Genomic DNA, 16199 nt, shown 5'->3' with positions numbered 1-16199 from the left:
TAACACATGTATGCACACGTTAACAATAGTCTTTTTCAACAAAAAAACTCCCTTCTCAGGGAGTTTAGCTTGCCGCATATTTACGCAAAAAATGCAGGCAAATACGGTTTGTTCTTTTCCAACATTTCATCCATCAAGGTTTTAGCCACGGACACGGAAGGCACAAGCGGGTGATGAACAAGCGCCTGAAGCACCAAATCTCTGCTGCCAGTAACCGCGGCTTCAATCGTAAGACGCTCATACGTTTTGACGGCGTGCATTAGCCCCTTCACATGTTCTGGCACTTTGGTTAGTCCAATGGGTATCGGGCCTTGAGCGGTTACAATACAGTTCACTTCAATACAAGCATCTTTTGGCAGAAAATCAATCGTGTTATCGTTCATCACGTTAAGCGTCTGGATGTCTCGCTTGTCATTATAGAGAGAAACCATCAGATTCACAGCCGCTTCCGAATAATAAGCGCCGCCGCGTTTCTCAAGCTGCTTGGGCTTCTCTTGCAAATCCGGATCCTGATAGAGCTCGAATAATTCGTCCTCTACTCGTTTGACGACCTCGGCGCGGGTGCCGTTTTCCTTCAAAGAAGCTAGTTGCTCCTCCAGCATGGCATCGGTCATATAGAAGTATTTTAAATAGTAAGAGGGCAATGCTTGCAATGAACGCAAGAAATCAGCATCCCACTCGCTGGCTGGTACGTTTTTGCCGCTGTATTCTTCTCGGCGATCAAGCAGCTCACTCAGTTTATCCTCACCATTAATTTCGGCGCGAGTAACCCAGTGCAAATGATTCAAGCCTACGAATTCCGTGTAGATCTGGTCAGCTTTAGCCTCATATTTGTTCATCAGCCATTTGTGAAGACCAATTGGCGCATTGCAAAGCCCGATGCTTTTGACCTTCGAATATTTATGAATCGCCTCTGTCACCATGCCGGCAGGATTCGTAAAGTTCAGAAGCCAAGCATTCGGACTTAACTCTTCAATATCTTTGCAAATATCCAGCAGCACGGGAATTGTGCGAAGAGCCTTCATCATACCGCCGGGACCTGTCGTCTCTTGGCCGATAATGCCGTGTTTATTGGGGATATGCTCATCCCATTTGCGCGCCTCCAACAAACCTACTCGCATCTGAGTACTGATGAAATCCGCACCTGCGATGGCTTCTCGACGATTCAGCGTTAAGTGAACCTCGATAGGCAGGCCCGATTTGGCAATCATTCGTTTCGCCAAGTTGCCAACAATCTCCAGCTTATGCTTCCCTTCTTCCACATCAACGAGCCAGAGCTCTCTCACAGGCAACTTTGCATAGCTTAAAATAAATCCTTCCACAATTTCCGGTGTATAGGAGGAACCTCCGCCAATGATCGCTATTTTCAATGCTTCTCTCATTGCACTCACATCCTTGTCTTGTCTAGTAGTTGTATGGATTGATAATCACTTACGGTTTTGAGCTTCTCATAGACCTCAGATGAAAGTGCTTTGCCCCCGGCTTCCATTGCAAGCCAAACGGCCCCTACTACAGGCTCTACATTCAACTTGACCAATGATGCATGAGGAGCGATTTCACTAACCGCTTGTTCGATATAAGCTTGAATGTAAGCTCCTTCGCCTCTAGCGATAACACTGCCAGCCAATACGACGTTAAAGCTCTCTTGTTCCATATTCAATCGCTTTATGATAGCTGTTGCGGCTTTGCCTAGTTCCTCGCCTTGAATACGGAGAATTCGCAAAGCTACTTCATCGCCTTGATGCGCGGCTTGAAACAGCAATTTGGCTGTATGCAGCGGAACGTACTTGTTGTTATCCATAAAATCATCGAACATATCCTTCACTGTACTGAATCCGAGGGCTTCCAAAAGAAGATTGGTCAACAGTGTGGGCGTTTCTCTGCCATCCCAAGCACGGATCACCGATCGGAAAACTTCCACAGCTAAGGTTCCTCCCCCGCCGAAGTCGCCAAATTGATAGTTGAAACCTCCGCATTGGTAGAACTGGCCATGCCGATTTCTCCCGGCACTATTCGTCCCGCTTCCGCAAATAAGCACAACCCCATAAGGCTGTGCCGTCCCTGCCCTAAGTGCAATCATAGTGTCACAATCGATCTCATGTTGCGGAAATCCAAGTTCACCAATCAATGGACGCAGTATTGTATAGTCAATCGGTCGATCTGCACCAGCCAAACCAAAAAAAGCAAATTCAATATCGCTGCGTGTCAGATTAGCTTGCTGAAGCGCCATCTCAACGGAATGCGTGATATTAGCGCGAGCTTGATCCACACCCAATTGATGATTGCCATTCCCGCTGTGCCCTTTGCCGATAATATTTCCTTGCTCATCGGTTATTAACGTATACGTTTTGCTTCCACCTGCATCCACACCCAAATAATACTTCATACTCACAACTCCTGAATGTCCGTCATATCTAGTTTAGTTTTCTACCTGTTGATTCACGGATAATTAATTCTGGTTCCAGCTGCACTGTCGTGTTCCGCTTGACGGTTCCATCAATCCATTTCAACAACAGATCAACGCCATGCCGCCCCATGCTCTCTGCCGGTTGTCGAATGGTCGTCAGCATCGGATGAAACTCAGCCGAAAATATTTGATCGTCAAAACCAATCACCGAAACATCCTGCGGTATTTTGTAGCCCGCATTCTTAAGAGCGTCAATGACGCCAAACGCGGTTAAATCATCGGCAGCAAATACGGCGCTTGGCAGTTTTCCAGATTTTATCCAGCCGCTTGTTGCTTTATAACCGGAAGTAATGCTGAAATCGCCTTGCTCGATCCAAGATGGATTCAAGCCGGCATCCTCCATCGCACTTACAAATCCGCGCAGCCGTTCACTGCTGCTCAAGTAAGGAGCAGGACCGCAAATATGCGCAATCTCCGTATGTCCCAGATCAATTAAATGTTTGGTGGCATCGTATCCGCCTTTATAATTATCAATAATTACCGAGGAAACGGATGGATGGACATGCTGATTGTCCAGCATGACGAAAGGAATCTTCTTCTTTTTCAATTCCATAACATAATCATCCTCATGAACCGGTGAAAGCATAATAACTCCGTCCACACGGTCCTCTTGGAACATAGAATTATCAAAAGAGGCGAATACTTCTGTCGATATCGAAAGAGCCAAGAAATAGCCTTTTTCGGCAAGCCGATCGTTAATCTCTTTGACGACGGCATCCAAGAAAGAATCATTTAAAGTGGTAATGGCAAGGCCAATGATCCCCGTCTTGCCACGAGCCAAGCTGCGTGCAGCTGCATTCGGATGATAATCTAACTCTTTCATGGCATCCAGCACTTTTTGGCGATTTTTCTCACGCACAGTGCCAGCTTGATTAATAACCCGCGAAACGGTGACGACCGACAATCCGCTTCTCTTAGCGACGTCAAAGATGCTTACCTTCATATAAAAACAACTCCTGTAGCTCAATTATTGCAGTAATCACGTGATTCACAGCATAATTCCAAAGTAACACAATTAGCGCTGCAAATATACAGGAGGAAATCCACACCTTGCGATGCATTCCTCCTGCTTGCAGATCAAAGCTATTTATTCACACGTTCCAATAACTTCGTTAGCTTATCTTGAATCACAGGCAAAGCTTCTTCGACCTTCTTGTCACCATTCTCAACGCTGGCAAGCTCATTAATGAACAGCTCATTAATTTGCGAGTAGTTCGAGATCATATGGTTGTAGGATTCGAAGCCGTATTTGAATGCCCCATCATAGACTTGCTGAATTTGTTTAGGATCAATGCCTTCAAAATTCGAATAGTACTTCTCAGCCGCCTTTTGGTTGACCGGAGGGTTGCCGCCGCTAAGCTCAATTGATTTCTCCTGCACGTCTGCCGAAATTAAATACTTGATCCATTCGTAAGCTTCTTTCGGATGCTTGGAATCTTTGAGAACGAACAACGGGTCAACGTACAGGACACTGCGTACTTTAGAGTTAGGACCTTGCGGCACGGCTGCGACACCAACTTTGAAATTGAAATCACTGGATGCCGCCAAGCTCCATGATCCTACGACGGACATCCCGATCTTGCCGGAGAGAAACGGATCGCCGAATTGTCCAGAGACCGATTTGGAGAATGCTGGCGTCGGGGACACCTTTTTATCCCAAATCAACCCATAAATCTTCTTGTAAGCTTCAATGACCTCAGGTTTGTTCAAATTGATCGCAGTTGGCTTTCCGCCATTTTTCCAGGTATCGTCGGAGTAAACATTTCCTCCAAAATACTGCGGCTTCTGATCACGCTCGCCCCACCCAAAATCCAAGCCATATTGGGCTTTGTTCATATCCGTAGAATCTACAGTCAATTTGGTTGCATACTCCACCATTTTGTCATAGGTCCAGCTTTTGTCGTTGTAATCCGTTGGCGGATAAGGAAGCCCCGCTTTGTCGAACAGATCCTTGTTGTATAACATAACAGTGACATAGCTATTGAGTGGTATGCCATAGGACTTCCCATCTACTTTGTAAATATTCATCACATCATCAGGAATGTTGTAATCGGAGGATTTAAAACCGTCCGCTTGCATAATCGAGCTGAGATCTGTTAGCATCCCTTTGTTGTAATACTCCATGAATCCGCCATAACCATAGTGCGAGGTGACGTCAGGAGCATTTTTGGCCGCGATCGCCGATTGCAGCTTGGAGTCGAACTGCTCGTAAGGCGCCTTCGTCACTTTAATTTTAATATTCGGATGCTTCTTCTCAAAATCAGGAATTAATTTCTCCACAAAGGTGCGATCTGGCGAATCAATCGTATAATGCGTAATGGTGACTGTGCCGCCGCTTTTCCCAGAGTATCCTCCATCTGAACATGCTGACAACACCGATGCGCCAGCCATAACAAGACTTAATGCCAAGAAAGCTTTTCTTTTACCGAATTCCATCTTATTTCCTCCCCATGTCTGCTATTTATCATATCAAGTAAACCTCTCATTACTTAATACCGGTAAGCACAATACCTTCTACAAATCGTTTCTGAGCAAACGTAAATAGCGTGATAATCGGCAGCATGGATAAAATCGAAGCGGCCATCAATAAATTCCACGGTGAAATGCGGAACTTGGAAGAAAGCATGGCAGCCATACCGATCGGAAGTGTGAAATGCTCTTGTGAATCCAAATATAAGACAGGAGCTAGCAGATCGTTCCACGACCAAATGAAGGTGAAGATAGATACCGTCGCTAGGACAGGACCTGATAGCGGCAGAGTCAAGTTCCAGAACAAGCGAAACTCGCTGCAGCCATCAATCCTACCCGCATCGAACAATTCATTCGGCAGCGAATAAAAGAACTGTCTAAGCAGGAATATCATATACGCAGAGCCAAAAAAAGCTGGCAGGATAAGCGGCAATAAGGAATCATGCAAGCCTAGTTGGCGAAACAGCAGAAATTGCGGGATCATAATGGCTGGATACGGCAGCATCATTGTACTCAGCAACAGCATGAAGAATAATGACTTCAAACGAGTGTTATAACGTGAGAAGCCAAAGGCAACAAGACTGGACGAAATCGCCGTTCCAATAACAGAGAAGCCTGCCACAATGAAGCTGTTCAAATACTGCTGGCCAAACTTCAGATCCTGATTCGTAAAAAGTGTCTTGAAATTGCTAAATGCAAACGTTTTCGGAATCCAAGTTGGCGGAAAGGCCAGCATCTCTTTCGTTGTCTTCAGCGAAGTTGAGACCATGAACCATAAAGGCGATAACATAATAAACGTTATAATGATTAGTATTAAGAATCCAATGATCTGCATCGGATCAATTCTTGCTTTCGTACTATTCATGTATTCGATCCTCCTTCATAATGCACGAATCGATTGGATGCTTTCATAATGAGGAAGGTGACGAACATAACGGCAAGGAGCAGCAGCCAGGACATGGCGGATGCATAGCCATAGCGGAAATTTTTAAATGCGTTTACATAAATGTTGTAGACATAAAACCATGTGGAATAATTGGGACCGCCCTGCGTCATCGCATACGCTTGTGTGAATACCTGGAAAGAATCGATCATACCAATAATCAGCTGGAATAAAAATACAGGCGAAATGATCGGGAACGTTACATTCCAAAATGATCTCCAGCGTCCTGCGCCATCAAGCCTTGCCGCTTCTAACAAGCTGGCTGGCACACCTTGCAAGCCTGCCAGGAAGATAAGCATTCCAGCACCCATTCCCCAAAAGGACATAATAATAAGCGCCCACATGGCGTACTTCTGATCGAGAAGCCAGTGTATCGGCTCTATACCGAAGAAGGACAGTCCATAATTGAATAATCCGGCTTGCGGGTTAAACACCCAGAAAAACAGCAACGACATGGAAACACCCGAAATCATGCTGGGAAAATACATTGCTGTGCGAAAAAAGCCGCGGAACGGAATTTTTTGATTAATCAGCATCGCAAAAGATAAGGATAGCAAAAGCGTTAGCGGAACACTAAAAAACGTGTACTTTAATGTTACTTTAATCGAGTTCCAGAACTGTTCGTCTTTGAAAAGTTCCGTATAATTCTGCACGCCAACGAACACCGGTGAGTGAATAATATCGTACTCGGTGAAGCTGTAATAAAACGATGCACCAATTGGAAATAAAGCAAAAACGATGAAGCCGATGATCCAGGGTGAAACGAACATATAAAAGTACTTGCTCTCTCGACGACTTCCTCTGCTAGCACTCAGCGAAACCGCTCCCCCTTCTACTGTTTTTCTAAGTAATCATTTCATGTCTTTAAAGTTTAACCGCTTTAACTTTATGTCGTGACATCCCCCTTTTAAAATGAATAAAGGTAACATTTTAAAAAATCAATGAAAGTTTGGATCCGCACAAAGTTTAAGTGCTTTAACTTTCATGAGTTGATTATAGTCGATGCCAATTAAATTCACAAGTATAACTTTTTGTAAACATAAAAGAGAGTCCATATGGTTACATACAGGCTCTCTTTTTACTTAAATCCACTATTCATTCTCACATCTCCAATAAAAGCATTTCTTGTCGTAGTTCAATTAACTTCATTTTGCTCTCCGCGACTGCTTTGACATCGCCTGAAGCCATCGCATCATGAAGTGTAGTGAGTTCATAATCCAACTCCATACGCAAAATAGGAATTCTTTCGTCGGTCCGTTTGGATCGCAGCGCTTGCATGACTTCTTCTACTGTCACGGCAGGCTCCTTCTGATACAGCACTTTATGCTCGATGCCGCTGATTTCTACCATGCGAATAATTTCACCGAACATAATATTCTCAATGAGAATTTGCCGATCCTTGAATCTTTTCACTACAGCGTGACCACGTGTGTCTCCGATCAGCTTCTCCATCATCTCAGCCAGCTTCTCATCCTTGAAGGAATAGTTGCCAACTATTTTATACTTCTCACCGATTCGTTCGAATTTCAGCTTGATGAGCTTCCGTCCGGTACGAATGGAAATGATGAACTGCACGTCGCTTTCGTTCCAATACAGAGAATAACCTTCCTGAATGAGCGCTTTAATGAAGTTCCGGATCAGCCGGCGATCAAATCGTAACTCTAGGTTGCAGTACTCTACTTCATGACTCTTACTCACGGCAATCCCCTCCATAATTGGTGCGTTTTATTTTATTTAAATATTCAGACAACTTCTCTTCTTAATCTTATCTTATTATGAATTCTATGTTTTAGCAACTTGGATTATTGACATTTTTTAAGGAAAAAAGCACAAAAAAAGCTGACGCCTGTTCAAACGGGCTTCAGCCTAATTGGACAGAAAATATTTATCCTATTTCCCCAAATATTCCTTCTTTATTGCCATCCCCAGAAAAAACCGTCACGTTCCCACGCTGCTTTGCCGCCATGTAATTTCTTGAAGATTTTTTTCACTTCTTTGGAGATCGCTTGATTGCCATTTTCATTTACATAAATAAACGATTCCCCATAATGCTGAGTAATATAATCAACGGCTTCTTTTTGATGTAAAATTCCTGCGGACTTGAGCCTCTCCAGCATCCACTCCGCCACTTCATTTGCTGTAACAGCCATTTGAATTCTCACCCTTCCTTCCCCTATTTCAAAAGCCTGCTAGCAGGCAAGTCATGACATCGTTACATTGTATCATATTTCCCCCAAGTTTATCTTCCCTATAGGTACAGGAGCACAATCATCTATGTCAACCTGAAAAGCCCATTCCTTCCGAGTCCTGCTGCCATATGCTAACCATGCAAGACAAACGAAACAGAGATATCAAGCGAAAGGGTGATTTTGAATGGGTTATGAAGCAGGTGTTGGTGGAGTAGGTTATAATTCTTCCGCAGCTATTTTGGTACTCTTCATTTTATTAGTAATTATTTCCAGCGCTTTCTTTATCTAAATCATTTCACATACAAAAGGGCTACCCGCCTTGGCAGGTAGCCCTTTTATTGCTTTTACCCCACCTCAGCATCTGCCGGTCTAAGAATCACCGAACCAATGCCCAGCAGGATCAAAGCAAACAGTGTCAACACGCCCATGTGCATCCACATTTGGGACAAGGTCTGTCCAGAAGCCATCCGCTGAATGGCTTCGATGGCCCATTTCTGAGGCACGAAGTTGGCTATTTTCTGCATCCAGTCCGGCATCAAGCTCACCGGCCAGAAGCAGCCTCCGAGCATGCAGGTGGGAGTCACGACGAGAGAATTGATGACGCTCATGTTGGTCGAGCTTTTCACCATTCCCGCAACGGCACTTGCAATGCCCATACTCGCCAATAAGAAAAATTCCAAAATGATAAATTGCGAAAGGAACGGCAGCCCATATTCATAATGCATTACGTACCGTGTGACGAACAGAATGACCACAACCTGCAATGTTCCTACGAGGAAACTGCCTATGAAATTGCCAAGTATAATTTCGAAGGAGCGAACCGGCGCCGTAAAGGTTCTCGCCAGGGTCCTCATCCTGCGATCCTCCATGATGACGGAGACCGTGTTATTAATGACGCCCATCATGAACATGAGCATGAAACCAATGACTATATGCATATTCGGATTCACATACAAGCCAAGATCCGTCATTTGCGCTTTGACTTGGTGTTTCTCCATTTGGGTTAGAGTCTTCTCCACGGCCTCTCGCAATGCCGCTTCTTGAAGACCTTGTTTGCGAAACAGATCCGTCGTATCTTGATACCTGGCTATTTGGCTATCTAATGTCAGTTTGAGCGTAATGGAGGCCTCATTGCTATTTAATTGGAACATATCAACTTGCGCGGGGGAACCCTGCAGCAGCGACTCGCTAAAGCCGTCAGGAATCTGAAAGGCCGCACTGACTTTTTGTTTTACGACATTATCTTTTAAACTTGCTTCCGATTGCTGCTCTTGCAAACGATAGTCCGGCAATAAGGACAACTCATGAATTAGGTGAGCCCCTAATGTTCCCTGATCTTTGTTGATATAAGCAATGTCTACGCGATTATCGGTTTGTTTTCCCATCACTCCGATAATGAGAGAAACCGCGGCAGTTGGAATGAGCAAGTACATCAAGAACCCTTTTTTCTGAAAAATCGTACGGCGCAGCATATTCATCGCAATATATAAACTATTCATGATATCCCGCCTTTCGGTAAGCAATCAGGGAAACAAGCAGCAAACCGCCGCCCATGCATGCCAAGACGAATAAATGGTGACCAATTACCGCCGGATTGCTTCCAAGCATAATGCGGAGCATTCCCTGCATGCCCCAATAATTCAGTGTGCATGTACCCAGTTGCTGCAACAATCCATCCGGCAAAGGCGTGAATCCTCCGCTTAAGAAAGACATGACCAAGATGATCATTTGGAACGATGTGCTGATGGCTTTGGATGTTTTGGTCAAAAAGGTTATCAATACCGCAAGACTCATGGAACCCAGAATGATTCCCAAGCAAACAAGGAAAAGCAACAAAAAGGAGTTCCCCCAATCCACTCCGTAGAAAACAATCGTAGCCGCAACAATAACAGCTGCTTGGCAGATGGAAACGAGCGTATTTCCCAATACTTTCCCAACTAAAATTTTGTACTCGTGAATTGGCATTGCATTCAGTCTAGATAAGGTATGCTTCTCCTTTTCTGCTTGAAGACTTAACGCCGTAGACATCCCGGAGTACAGCAAAAACATCACTAGCATCGATGCCGCATAATACTGCATAGCCGTATAGCTGGCAGAGGACGTCGTCAGATTGCCAACCTGTACATGGGATGCAGCTTCTCCCTGTGCAGCAGCAGGCACGCCATGCTGCCCAAGCTGTCCCGCCGCACTCGGACCGGCCGCGATAATGGCCGCTTGGCTCAGGTTTACTTGATCCAAAAAGGAGCGAAGCACCATCTGAGCGGTCAGATTTTGGCCGTAATCATTGCCAAGAATCATCTCCCACTGCGCTTCGTTCCCTGCCAGCACCTGTTTGCTGAAATCACTTGGAATGACGAGCGCAAATTCCGAGGTTCCTGTCTTAAGCCGATCCACAGCTTCAGCGCGTGATGCAACGAAGTCAGCCTGAAGCATCTTCTTGATCTCAGGAGCCTCTAGAAAGCTGGTCATCGCCGCATTCATTGGCCCGTTATCGCCTTGAACCACGGTTAATTTCACGGACTTCAAATTGTGATCTCCCACCTTGAATTCACCGGAAAGCGCCGAGCCCAAGATGAAAATAAGCAGCATAGGCATCAAAAATTGAATGATAAATACATATCGCAATCGCAGCATACGCAGCACTTCATATCTCGCTATCGTCCATATCTGCACCCTGAATCCCCCCTAGTCCCTTAAGGTTCTTCCGGTCAAAGACAGGAATAAGGCCTCAAGATCGGGCTCCACCTGTGTGAGCGATTGAATCTTCACATCATATTTGGCCAAAATGAACAGGATATCTTGCAAATAGGCTTGCGAGGAGCCGACCAGCAGCTCAATAAGCTGATCTTGGACCGTTACTTGCTTAATCCGCGGATGCTCTCTAAGCTCCTTGACAGCTTCATCCTTTAAATGGGCAACTTGCAGGACGACTTTGTTGTCCTGTGCCACTTTACTGCGCAGTTCTTCCTGCGTACCGCAAGCAATGAGATGGCCATGATCCATAATGCCCACCCGTGAAGATATCGCAGAGACTTCTTCCATATAGTGAGAGGTGTAGATGATCGTCGAACCCATGCGATTAAGTGATCTTACAGAGTCCAATATGTGATTGCGAGACTGCGGATCAATTCCTACGGTGGGTTCATCCATAATGATTAATTTGGGGTGATGCATAATGGCACAGGCGATATTTAAGCGCCGCTTCATTCCGCCGGAAAAAGAGTTTGGTTTATCACGAGCCCGATCGGATAGTCCAACGAAAGCCAGCGCTTCCTCTACGCGTTCTTTGAGCAGCTTGCCGCTTAACCCGTATAATCTGGCGAAAAAAGTGACATTTTCTCGGGCCGTTAGCGTTTCAAAAATGGCCAGCTCCTGTGGAACAAGACCAATCTTGCGCTTCACTTCCAGCATATCCTTGGCTACGGACAATCCATCCACAATCATCTCACCCTGATCTATTTTCAGAAGGCCGCTTAACATCTTGATCGTTGTGCTTTTGCCCGCGCCATTGGGCCCGAGCAGCCCGAAGATTTCCCCTTCCTGAATAGTTAAATTCAAGTGATCCACTGAAATTTGGTGGCTATATTTTTTAACTACATCTTTTATTTGAACAAAACTCATCGCATTCACTCCTTCTTCCTGCTTCCTTCTCCCTTATTAACCTTATTGTACCTTTGATTGCCTGCTGCAACAGGTAGAAATGGTCATTTCCCAAGGTGACGAAAGTCATACTTTCATGAAAAAAAGGCGTGTAAACCCGCTTCCCATCTATGTTATACTTTGCTTACACTTGCCTCTAAAGGAAGGGAACCGATTGACGCCTTTACTGACCATTACACGATATTTGCTCATACTCATCCCAGCCGTCGCGTCTATGTTTCTTGAAAGCTACATGTCCAACGGCGCCTATGTATTTGTTATTCTCCTATTTCTTTGGATAGCGGAATTGCGCAGGATCGTTTTCTCCAAATCAGCTTGGATGCTTTTGCTCGAAATAGGATTCAGCGGGTGGCTGAGTTATCACTATGACGGCATCTTGTTTATACTCTTCTACTCCACACTGTTGTCTTATATTCCTAGTATGAATCAGGGGACTCGTTTCTCATTCTTAGGTATTCAGATCATCGTACTGAATCTATCGCTGCATAACCAGTCCGGCAATGATTATGTCATAGCAAATTTAATTTTCCTCGCTACAAGCATGCTTCTGCTGCATATGCAGCGTATTAATCAAAATAAAGATGATGTTGAGCTGCTCTATGACCAATTGCGAAGGCAGCACTATGAACTGGATGAAGCGCGTTCGCAGCTGATGGATTATGCCCGACAAGTCGAAAACATTGCACAAATAGAAGAGCGCAATCGGATTTCTCGTGATATTCACGATGAATTAGGCCACAAGCTCATACGCCTAAAAATGATGATGGAGGCCTCCCTTCGGATTATACCGACTCAGCCAAGCAAGGGAATGGAAATGCTGGCATCCGTGCGAGACCAACTAACAGAAGGCATGGAGATGCTGCGCTCTACGGTTCGTCGGTTGAAGCCAGATGAAGATTCCTTGCAAACTTACTCGCTAGATCGACTTATCGAGGATCTGACCCAAGAGAATGGCATCTCGATCGAGGTTGCGCTTGAAGGTATGCCTTACGTGCTGTATCCGAGCCTATCCTTCATTCTATACCGCAATGCGCAAGAAGCCATCACGAATGCAATTCGTCACGGCAGCGCCACTCGCGTGAATATTCAATTGACTTACGAGCCAAAGCAAATTACCATGCGTATAACGAATAATGGCAAGACACCGCAAGCGCCTTATGTCAAAGGCATCGGCATGAAAGGTATGGAAGAGCGCAGCAAGCTCATTGGCGGGCATCTCTTCGTGACGATCGAAGACCACTACGCCATAACGACGGTCTTGCCTACGTTTCGCCACCATGACACCGATTAAGAGAGGATTGATCCGAAAACCATGATCCAAGTACTCATTACAGATGATGATCCCTTTATCCGGGAAAGCTTGAAATTAATTATCGGACTTGATCCAGATATAGATGTCGTCGGCACCTGCATGAACGGCGATGAAGCGCTGGCTTTCCTCCAAAACGGCGGACAGGTTGACGTTATTCTTATGGACATTCGGATGCCTATCTGTGACGGTGTCCAAGGCACACTGAAGATTAAGCAAGCCTATCCTCACGTTGTCGTCCTCATCCTTACCACATTCGACGATGACGAGTTTATCATACAAGCATTGCGAAACGGAGCCAGCGGATATCTGCTCAAAAATATTTCGCCTGATCGGATCGTCCAAGGCATCAAAACGGTGGAACAAGGCAATCTGCTTATTCATGCAGACATCGCCAAAAAATTGACAACGTTCATCAGCCCGAGTTCAGTCCCCTCTGCACGAGCTCCCAAAGCGCTTAGTGACTACGGCTTAACGGCCAGCGAGCAGTCGGTTGTTGTTAAAATCTCCGAAGGCCTTTCGAATAAAGAAATCGCCCAGGAGCTTTTCCTGAGCGAAGGTACGGTAAAGAACTATATTACTGAAATTCTTAGTAAATTGAGTCTCCGTGATCGTACACAAATTGCTATATTTTATTTGAAGCAGCAAACGGGCAATTAATTTATTTGTTCACTCTTGTTACTTCAATGTCTTCTTTGGACGAACTGCCAACCACATACATCGGTTTATCATTGATGTTGTTGTTGTCATTCGTTTGAGTAAGCTTAAGCGTTGTTCTATAGAAATGCCTATTCTCGGAGAGTATGTAGCTGTATGTATTTAATTCAGGCAAAGCATCGATGATGACTGGATTCGTCATGTAAGCCACTTGATTAAGTTCATAGTAGCGGAAGTTTTTTACATACTCCCTGAGTGCCTTGAGCTTTGCGGGATCCTCTTCACCTGTAATGACAATCGGCTCATTAATCATATACGAAATTTGCGGGGTTTCTTTCCAGCTTTTCTTCAGCTCTTGTTCACTAACATAAATTTCTTCCGTGTACTTTTCTTTCGCTTTTCTTAGTCCCGCTGTAGAGACACCCATTCGGTCGAGATCTTTCAGACGGTAATAGTATTGATCAGTCATATTCACCAAAACCGGATAAGTTCTCCCTAAGTAATCCAAATATTGCGGATAAGGATATTGCAGAACAATTTCCGTATAATTCGTCTCATTGCCCTCGGCAGGCTGCTGCGTACTGACGCGCGGATTGATATAAATCGTCTTCGTGCTATCCTGCCAATTAACAGAAGCTCCCAAGTACCCCCCCAATTCCTTTACAGGCAAATAACTCGCATTATTATAAATTAAGGGTGGATTCGCCATACTCACCTGTTTACCGTCAACCATCACTTTAAAGTCACTCCGCAAATAAGCATCCACACGCTGCAGGACATCTTGAGCGTATACCCCCGCTGTGAAGCAAGTACCCATGATTGTGCCAATAACCGCAACTTTGGACCATTTTGTCATGCGCATAAGGTTAAATTCTCCTATCTATCCAAATTCATGTTATTCAACATATTTCGGCAAAAAACCAGCTTTACCTGCTTATTTCAACAAAATAGGTCTAAGTCCCTACGACTCCATCTCGGAAACTTGTCATTCATTGCGGGATAAACCAAATTGCTTTAGAATAGTTGAAAACGCAATGAAAAGAGGAACAGACATGAGTTTTACTGGATTTGCCCAACATGAATTCGATACATTTGCTATAGAAGGCCTTGATGGACGCATGGCCGCTATCCGCGAACGCATACAGCCCAAATTCAAAGCATTAGGTGATTCGTTAGTCGAGGACTTGTCACTTCTGACAGGTACGGAAATGTTCCTGCATATCGCCAAACATTTGAGACGTACGGTTAATCCCCCAGTGGATACGTGGATGGCTATTTGCCCTAACAAACGCGGGTACAAACAAGTTCCCCATTTCCAAGTTGGTCTCTTCGACGATCGTGTGTTTATCTGGCTTGCCTTGATCTATGAGCTCCCTACCAAAGGACAAATTGCAACTTCCTATATGAAAGATATTACACGATTGCAAAAAGAGATTCCTGCTGACTTCGTCCTGTCCTTCGATCATATGAAAAAGGATGTTACACCTGTGTCCGAATTAGATCAAACAGGCTGGAAAGACGCCTTGACGCGCTTCCGTGACGTAAAAAAAGCCGAGCTCCTTATAGGCCGAAATCTCCATTTCCAAGATCCTGTGCTGGTTAACCCAACAGAACTGGAGAATCTAATTAAACAAACCTTTGAGAAACTTATTCCCCTTTATCAAACAGCAGTAGACGCGAAATAATTCTTTTTATGGAAATTTTTATGTGAGACTAAGCTTATTTTAAACTAAAATTAATCCCTCCTGCACAAACTAAGTGCTGTAATTCCTAATCCACAAGGAAAGGAGGTATCACACCAAGATGAATCAGCCTTATATGAAAAAGCTCCTCGTGAGCTCGATCGCCCTCACCCTTGTACTTGGAAGTACTGCGCTTCCTTCCCTCTCCGCTGCCGCTCATTCTTCATCCGGGGACCCGCAAGAGATCATGTCCTTGCAGCAAAATGACGAGAAGGGTCAAGGCCGTCATGGCCGGAAATGGCCGATAATCGAGGAGTCCGCCTCTGTGATCGGCGTTGACAAAGAAGTGCTCGTGAAATCCCTGAAGAGCGGCAAAAGTATCGTAGAAGCCGCCGCAGAAAAAGGGATTAACGAAGTTGACTTAACCGCCAAGCTGCATGAGCTTCGCATCGGCAAGATTGAAGTTGCCGTGAAAGATGGCAAGCTGACAACCGACCAAGGCGAGCATATGAAGCAAAAACTCGATGAGCACCTGAAGTTCATCCTGAACGAGAAAAACTTGCTGGACAGCCATGCCGGACACGGCAAGTGGCACAAATTCGGTCTCAAGCCAGACACAGACAAGCTTGCCACAACGCTGGGTCTTAGCAAGGACGAGCTGCATGCTCAGCTCCATTCAGGCAAGTCACTGGCAGAAATCGCCCAATCCAAGGGCATTTCGAAGGACAAGCTTGTCGCTTCCATCAAAGAGCAGCTAACGCCTTCGATTGAGAAATGGGTAGATCACAAAAAAGATGCAAAAGCTAAAAACTGACAAGCCTGT

Annotated in this window: 17 protein-coding genes; 5 read left to right on the top strand and 12 right to left on the bottom strand. The window is 45.0% G+C overall.

The window, feature by feature from the left end; translation table 11 throughout:
- Nucleotides 1-80: 80 nt before the first annotated feature.
- The 8 genes from BC351_RS36600 to BC351_RS36565 form a co-directional block, all read right to left on the bottom strand.
- Nucleotides 81-1382 carry a 6-phospho-beta-glucosidase gene (locus tag BC351_RS36600; protein ID WP_079420434.1) on the bottom strand — a complete coding sequence of 434 codons (1302 nt, stop codon included), beginning with the start codon at nt 1380-1382 and terminating at the stop codon, nt 81-83.
- A gap of 5 nt (nt 1383-1387) precedes the next feature.
- Nucleotides 1388-2386: an N-acetylglucosamine kinase gene (locus BC351_RS36595; RefSeq protein WP_079420432.1), complete on the bottom strand. Its 999-nt coding sequence runs from the start codon at nt 2384-2386 to the stop codon at nt 1388-1390.
- A 28-nt stretch (nt 2387-2414) separates the two neighbouring features.
- Entirely contained in the window at nt 2415-3410 is a 996-nt protein-coding gene (locus BC351_RS36590; protein WP_079420430.1) for a LacI family DNA-binding transcriptional regulator, read from the bottom strand.
- A gap of 140 nt (nt 3411-3550) precedes the next feature.
- Nucleotides 3551-4903 (bottom strand): ABC transporter substrate-binding protein, encoded by a 1353-nt coding sequence (locus BC351_RS36585; protein ID WP_079420428.1) that lies wholly within the window; start codon nt 4901-4903, stop codon nt 3551-3553.
- A gap of 49 nt (nt 4904-4952) precedes the next feature.
- Nucleotides 4953-5801: a carbohydrate ABC transporter permease gene (locus BC351_RS36580; RefSeq protein ID WP_079420426.1), complete on the bottom strand. Its 849-nt coding sequence runs from the start codon at nt 5799-5801 to the stop codon at nt 4953-4955.
- Nucleotides 5798-6649, bottom strand: coding sequence for a carbohydrate ABC transporter permease (locus BC351_RS36575; protein WP_079420424.1), 852 nt, complete (start codon nt 6647-6649; stop codon nt 5798-5800). The genes BC351_RS36580 and BC351_RS36575 overlap by 4 nt, the downstream gene beginning before the upstream one ends.
- A gap of 331 nt (nt 6650-6980) precedes the next feature.
- Entirely contained in the window at nt 6981-7577 is a 597-nt protein-coding gene (locus tag BC351_RS36570) for a hypothetical protein (RefSeq protein WP_079420422.1), read from the bottom strand.
- Nucleotides 7578-7792: 215 nt separating this feature from the next.
- Nucleotides 7793-8029 (bottom strand): DUF6953 family protein, encoded by a 237-nt coding sequence (locus BC351_RS36565; RefSeq protein WP_167388055.1) that lies wholly within the window; start codon nt 8027-8029, stop codon nt 7793-7795.
- Between the two features lie 223 nt (nt 8030-8252).
- Between BC351_RS36565 and BC351_RS36560 the strand changes: the two genes are divergently transcribed.
- A complete protein-coding gene (locus tag BC351_RS36560) occupies nt 8253-8357 on the top strand; it encodes a YjcZ family sporulation protein (protein WP_079420421.1) in 105 nt (34 codons plus the stop codon).
- Between the two features lie 55 nt (nt 8358-8412).
- On the opposite strand, the gene BC351_RS36555 is transcribed toward BC351_RS36560, so the two are convergent.
- The 3 genes from BC351_RS36555 to BC351_RS36545 are packed head-to-tail and all read right to left on the bottom strand — an operon-like array spanning nt 8413 to nt 11689.
- Nucleotides 8413-9567 (bottom strand): ABC transporter permease, encoded by a 1155-nt coding sequence (locus BC351_RS36555; RefSeq protein WP_079420419.1) that lies wholly within the window; start codon nt 9565-9567, stop codon nt 8413-8415.
- Nucleotides 9560-10741: an ABC transporter permease gene (locus tag BC351_RS36550; RefSeq protein ID WP_079420417.1), complete on the bottom strand. Its 1182-nt coding sequence runs from the start codon at nt 10739-10741 to the stop codon at nt 9560-9562. The genes BC351_RS36555 and BC351_RS36550 overlap by 8 nt, the downstream gene beginning before the upstream one ends.
- 12 nt (nt 10742-10753) lie before the next feature.
- Nucleotides 10754-11689: an ABC transporter ATP-binding protein gene (locus tag BC351_RS36545; RefSeq protein ID WP_079420415.1), complete on the bottom strand. Its 936-nt coding sequence runs from the start codon at nt 11687-11689 to the stop codon at nt 10754-10756.
- Between the two features lie 193 nt (nt 11690-11882).
- Here BC351_RS36545 and BC351_RS36540 point away from each other — a divergent pair, with 193 nt between their 5' ends.
- Both BC351_RS36540 and BC351_RS36535 read left to right on the top strand, forming a co-directional pair.
- Nucleotides 11883-13019 (top strand): sensor histidine kinase, encoded by a 1137-nt coding sequence (locus BC351_RS36540; protein ID WP_158082358.1) that lies wholly within the window; start codon nt 11883-11885, stop codon nt 13017-13019.
- Between the two features lie 21 nt (nt 13020-13040).
- Nucleotides 13041-13697 carry a response regulator transcription factor gene (locus BC351_RS36535; RefSeq protein ID WP_079420411.1) on the top strand — a complete coding sequence of 219 codons (657 nt, stop codon included), beginning with the start codon at nt 13041-13043 and terminating at the stop codon, nt 13695-13697.
- 1 nt (nt 13698) lies between these two features.
- Here the strand turns inward: BC351_RS36535 and BC351_RS36530 are convergent, their stop codons facing one another.
- Nucleotides 13699-14556 carry a stalk domain-containing protein gene (locus BC351_RS36530; protein ID WP_079420409.1) on the bottom strand — a complete coding sequence of 286 codons (858 nt, stop codon included), beginning with the start codon at nt 14554-14556 and terminating at the stop codon, nt 13699-13701.
- Nucleotides 14557-14746: 190 nt separating this feature from the next.
- On the opposite strand from BC351_RS36530, the gene BC351_RS36525 reads away from it, so the two are divergent.
- Complete coding sequence (locus BC351_RS36525; RefSeq protein WP_144028643.1) at nt 14747-15379, top strand: YktB family protein; 633 nt, start codon at nt 14747-14749, stop codon at nt 15377-15379.
- Between the two features lie 118 nt (nt 15380-15497).
- Nucleotides 15498-16190 (top strand): DUF2680 domain-containing protein, encoded by a 693-nt coding sequence (locus BC351_RS36520; protein ID WP_079420405.1) that lies wholly within the window; start codon nt 15498-15500, stop codon nt 16188-16190.
- Nucleotides 16191-16199: the final 9 nt, after the last annotated feature.

This window comes from Paenibacillus ferrarius, from assembly GCF_002027705.1.
Lineage (GTDB): Bacteria > Bacillota > Bacilli > Paenibacillales > NBRC-103111 > Paenibacillus_E > Paenibacillus_E ferrarius.
Note: the sequence above shows the minus strand (reverse complement) of the source record. Positions and strands in the feature narration are given on the sequence as shown.

What these genes read in the sequence shown, in the direction of transcription:
- BC351_RS36535 (WP_079420411.1), top strand. Translation starts at nt 13,041, where the DNA reads ATGATCCAAGTACTCATTACAGATGATGATCCCTTTATCCGGGAAAGC.
- BC351_RS36585 (WP_079420428.1), bottom strand. Translation starts at nt 4,903, where the DNA reads ATGGAATTCGGTAAAAGAAAAGCTTTCTTGGCATTAAGTCTTGTTATG.
- BC351_RS36545 (WP_079420415.1), bottom strand. Translation starts at nt 11,689, where the DNA reads ATGAGTTTTGTTCAAATAAAAGATGTAGTTAAAAAATATAGCCACCAA.
- BC351_RS36555 (WP_079420419.1), bottom strand. Translation starts at nt 9,567, where the DNA reads ATGAATAGTTTATATATTGCGATGAATATGCTGCGCCGTACGATTTTT.
- BC351_RS36565 (WP_167388055.1), bottom strand. Translation starts at nt 8,029, where the DNA reads ATGGCTGTTACAGCAAATGAAGTGGCGGAGTGGATGCTGGAGAGGCTC.
- BC351_RS36595 (WP_079420432.1), bottom strand. Translation starts at nt 2,386, where the DNA reads ATGAAGTATTATTTGGGTGTGGATGCAGGTGGAAGCAAAACGTATACG.
- BC351_RS36520 (WP_079420405.1), top strand. Translation starts at nt 15,498, where the DNA reads ATGAATCAGCCTTATATGAAAAAGCTCCTCGTGAGCTCGATCGCCCTC.
- BC351_RS36575 (WP_079420424.1), bottom strand. Translation starts at nt 6,649, where the DNA reads ATGTTCGTTTCACCCTGGATCATCGGCTTCATCGTTTTTGCTTTATTT.
- BC351_RS36525 (WP_144028643.1), top strand. Translation starts at nt 14,747, where the DNA reads ATGAGTTTTACTGGATTTGCCCAACATGAATTCGATACATTTGCTATA.
- BC351_RS36530 (WP_079420409.1), bottom strand. Translation starts at nt 14,556, where the DNA reads ATGCGCATGACAAAATGGTCCAAAGTTGCGGTTATTGGCACAATCATG.
- BC351_RS36600 (WP_079420434.1), bottom strand. Translation starts at nt 1,382, where the DNA reads ATGAGAGAAGCATTGAAAATAGCGATCATTGGCGGAGGTTCCTCCTAT.
- BC351_RS36580 (WP_079420426.1), bottom strand. Translation starts at nt 5,801, where the DNA reads ATGAATAGTACGAAAGCAAGAATTGATCCGATGCAGATCATTGGATTC.
- BC351_RS36590 (WP_079420430.1), bottom strand. Translation starts at nt 3,410, where the DNA reads ATGAAGGTAAGCATCTTTGACGTCGCTAAGAGAAGCGGATTGTCGGTC.
- BC351_RS36560 (WP_079420421.1), top strand. Translation starts at nt 8,253, where the DNA reads ATGGGTTATGAAGCAGGTGTTGGTGGAGTAGGTTATAATTCTTCCGCA.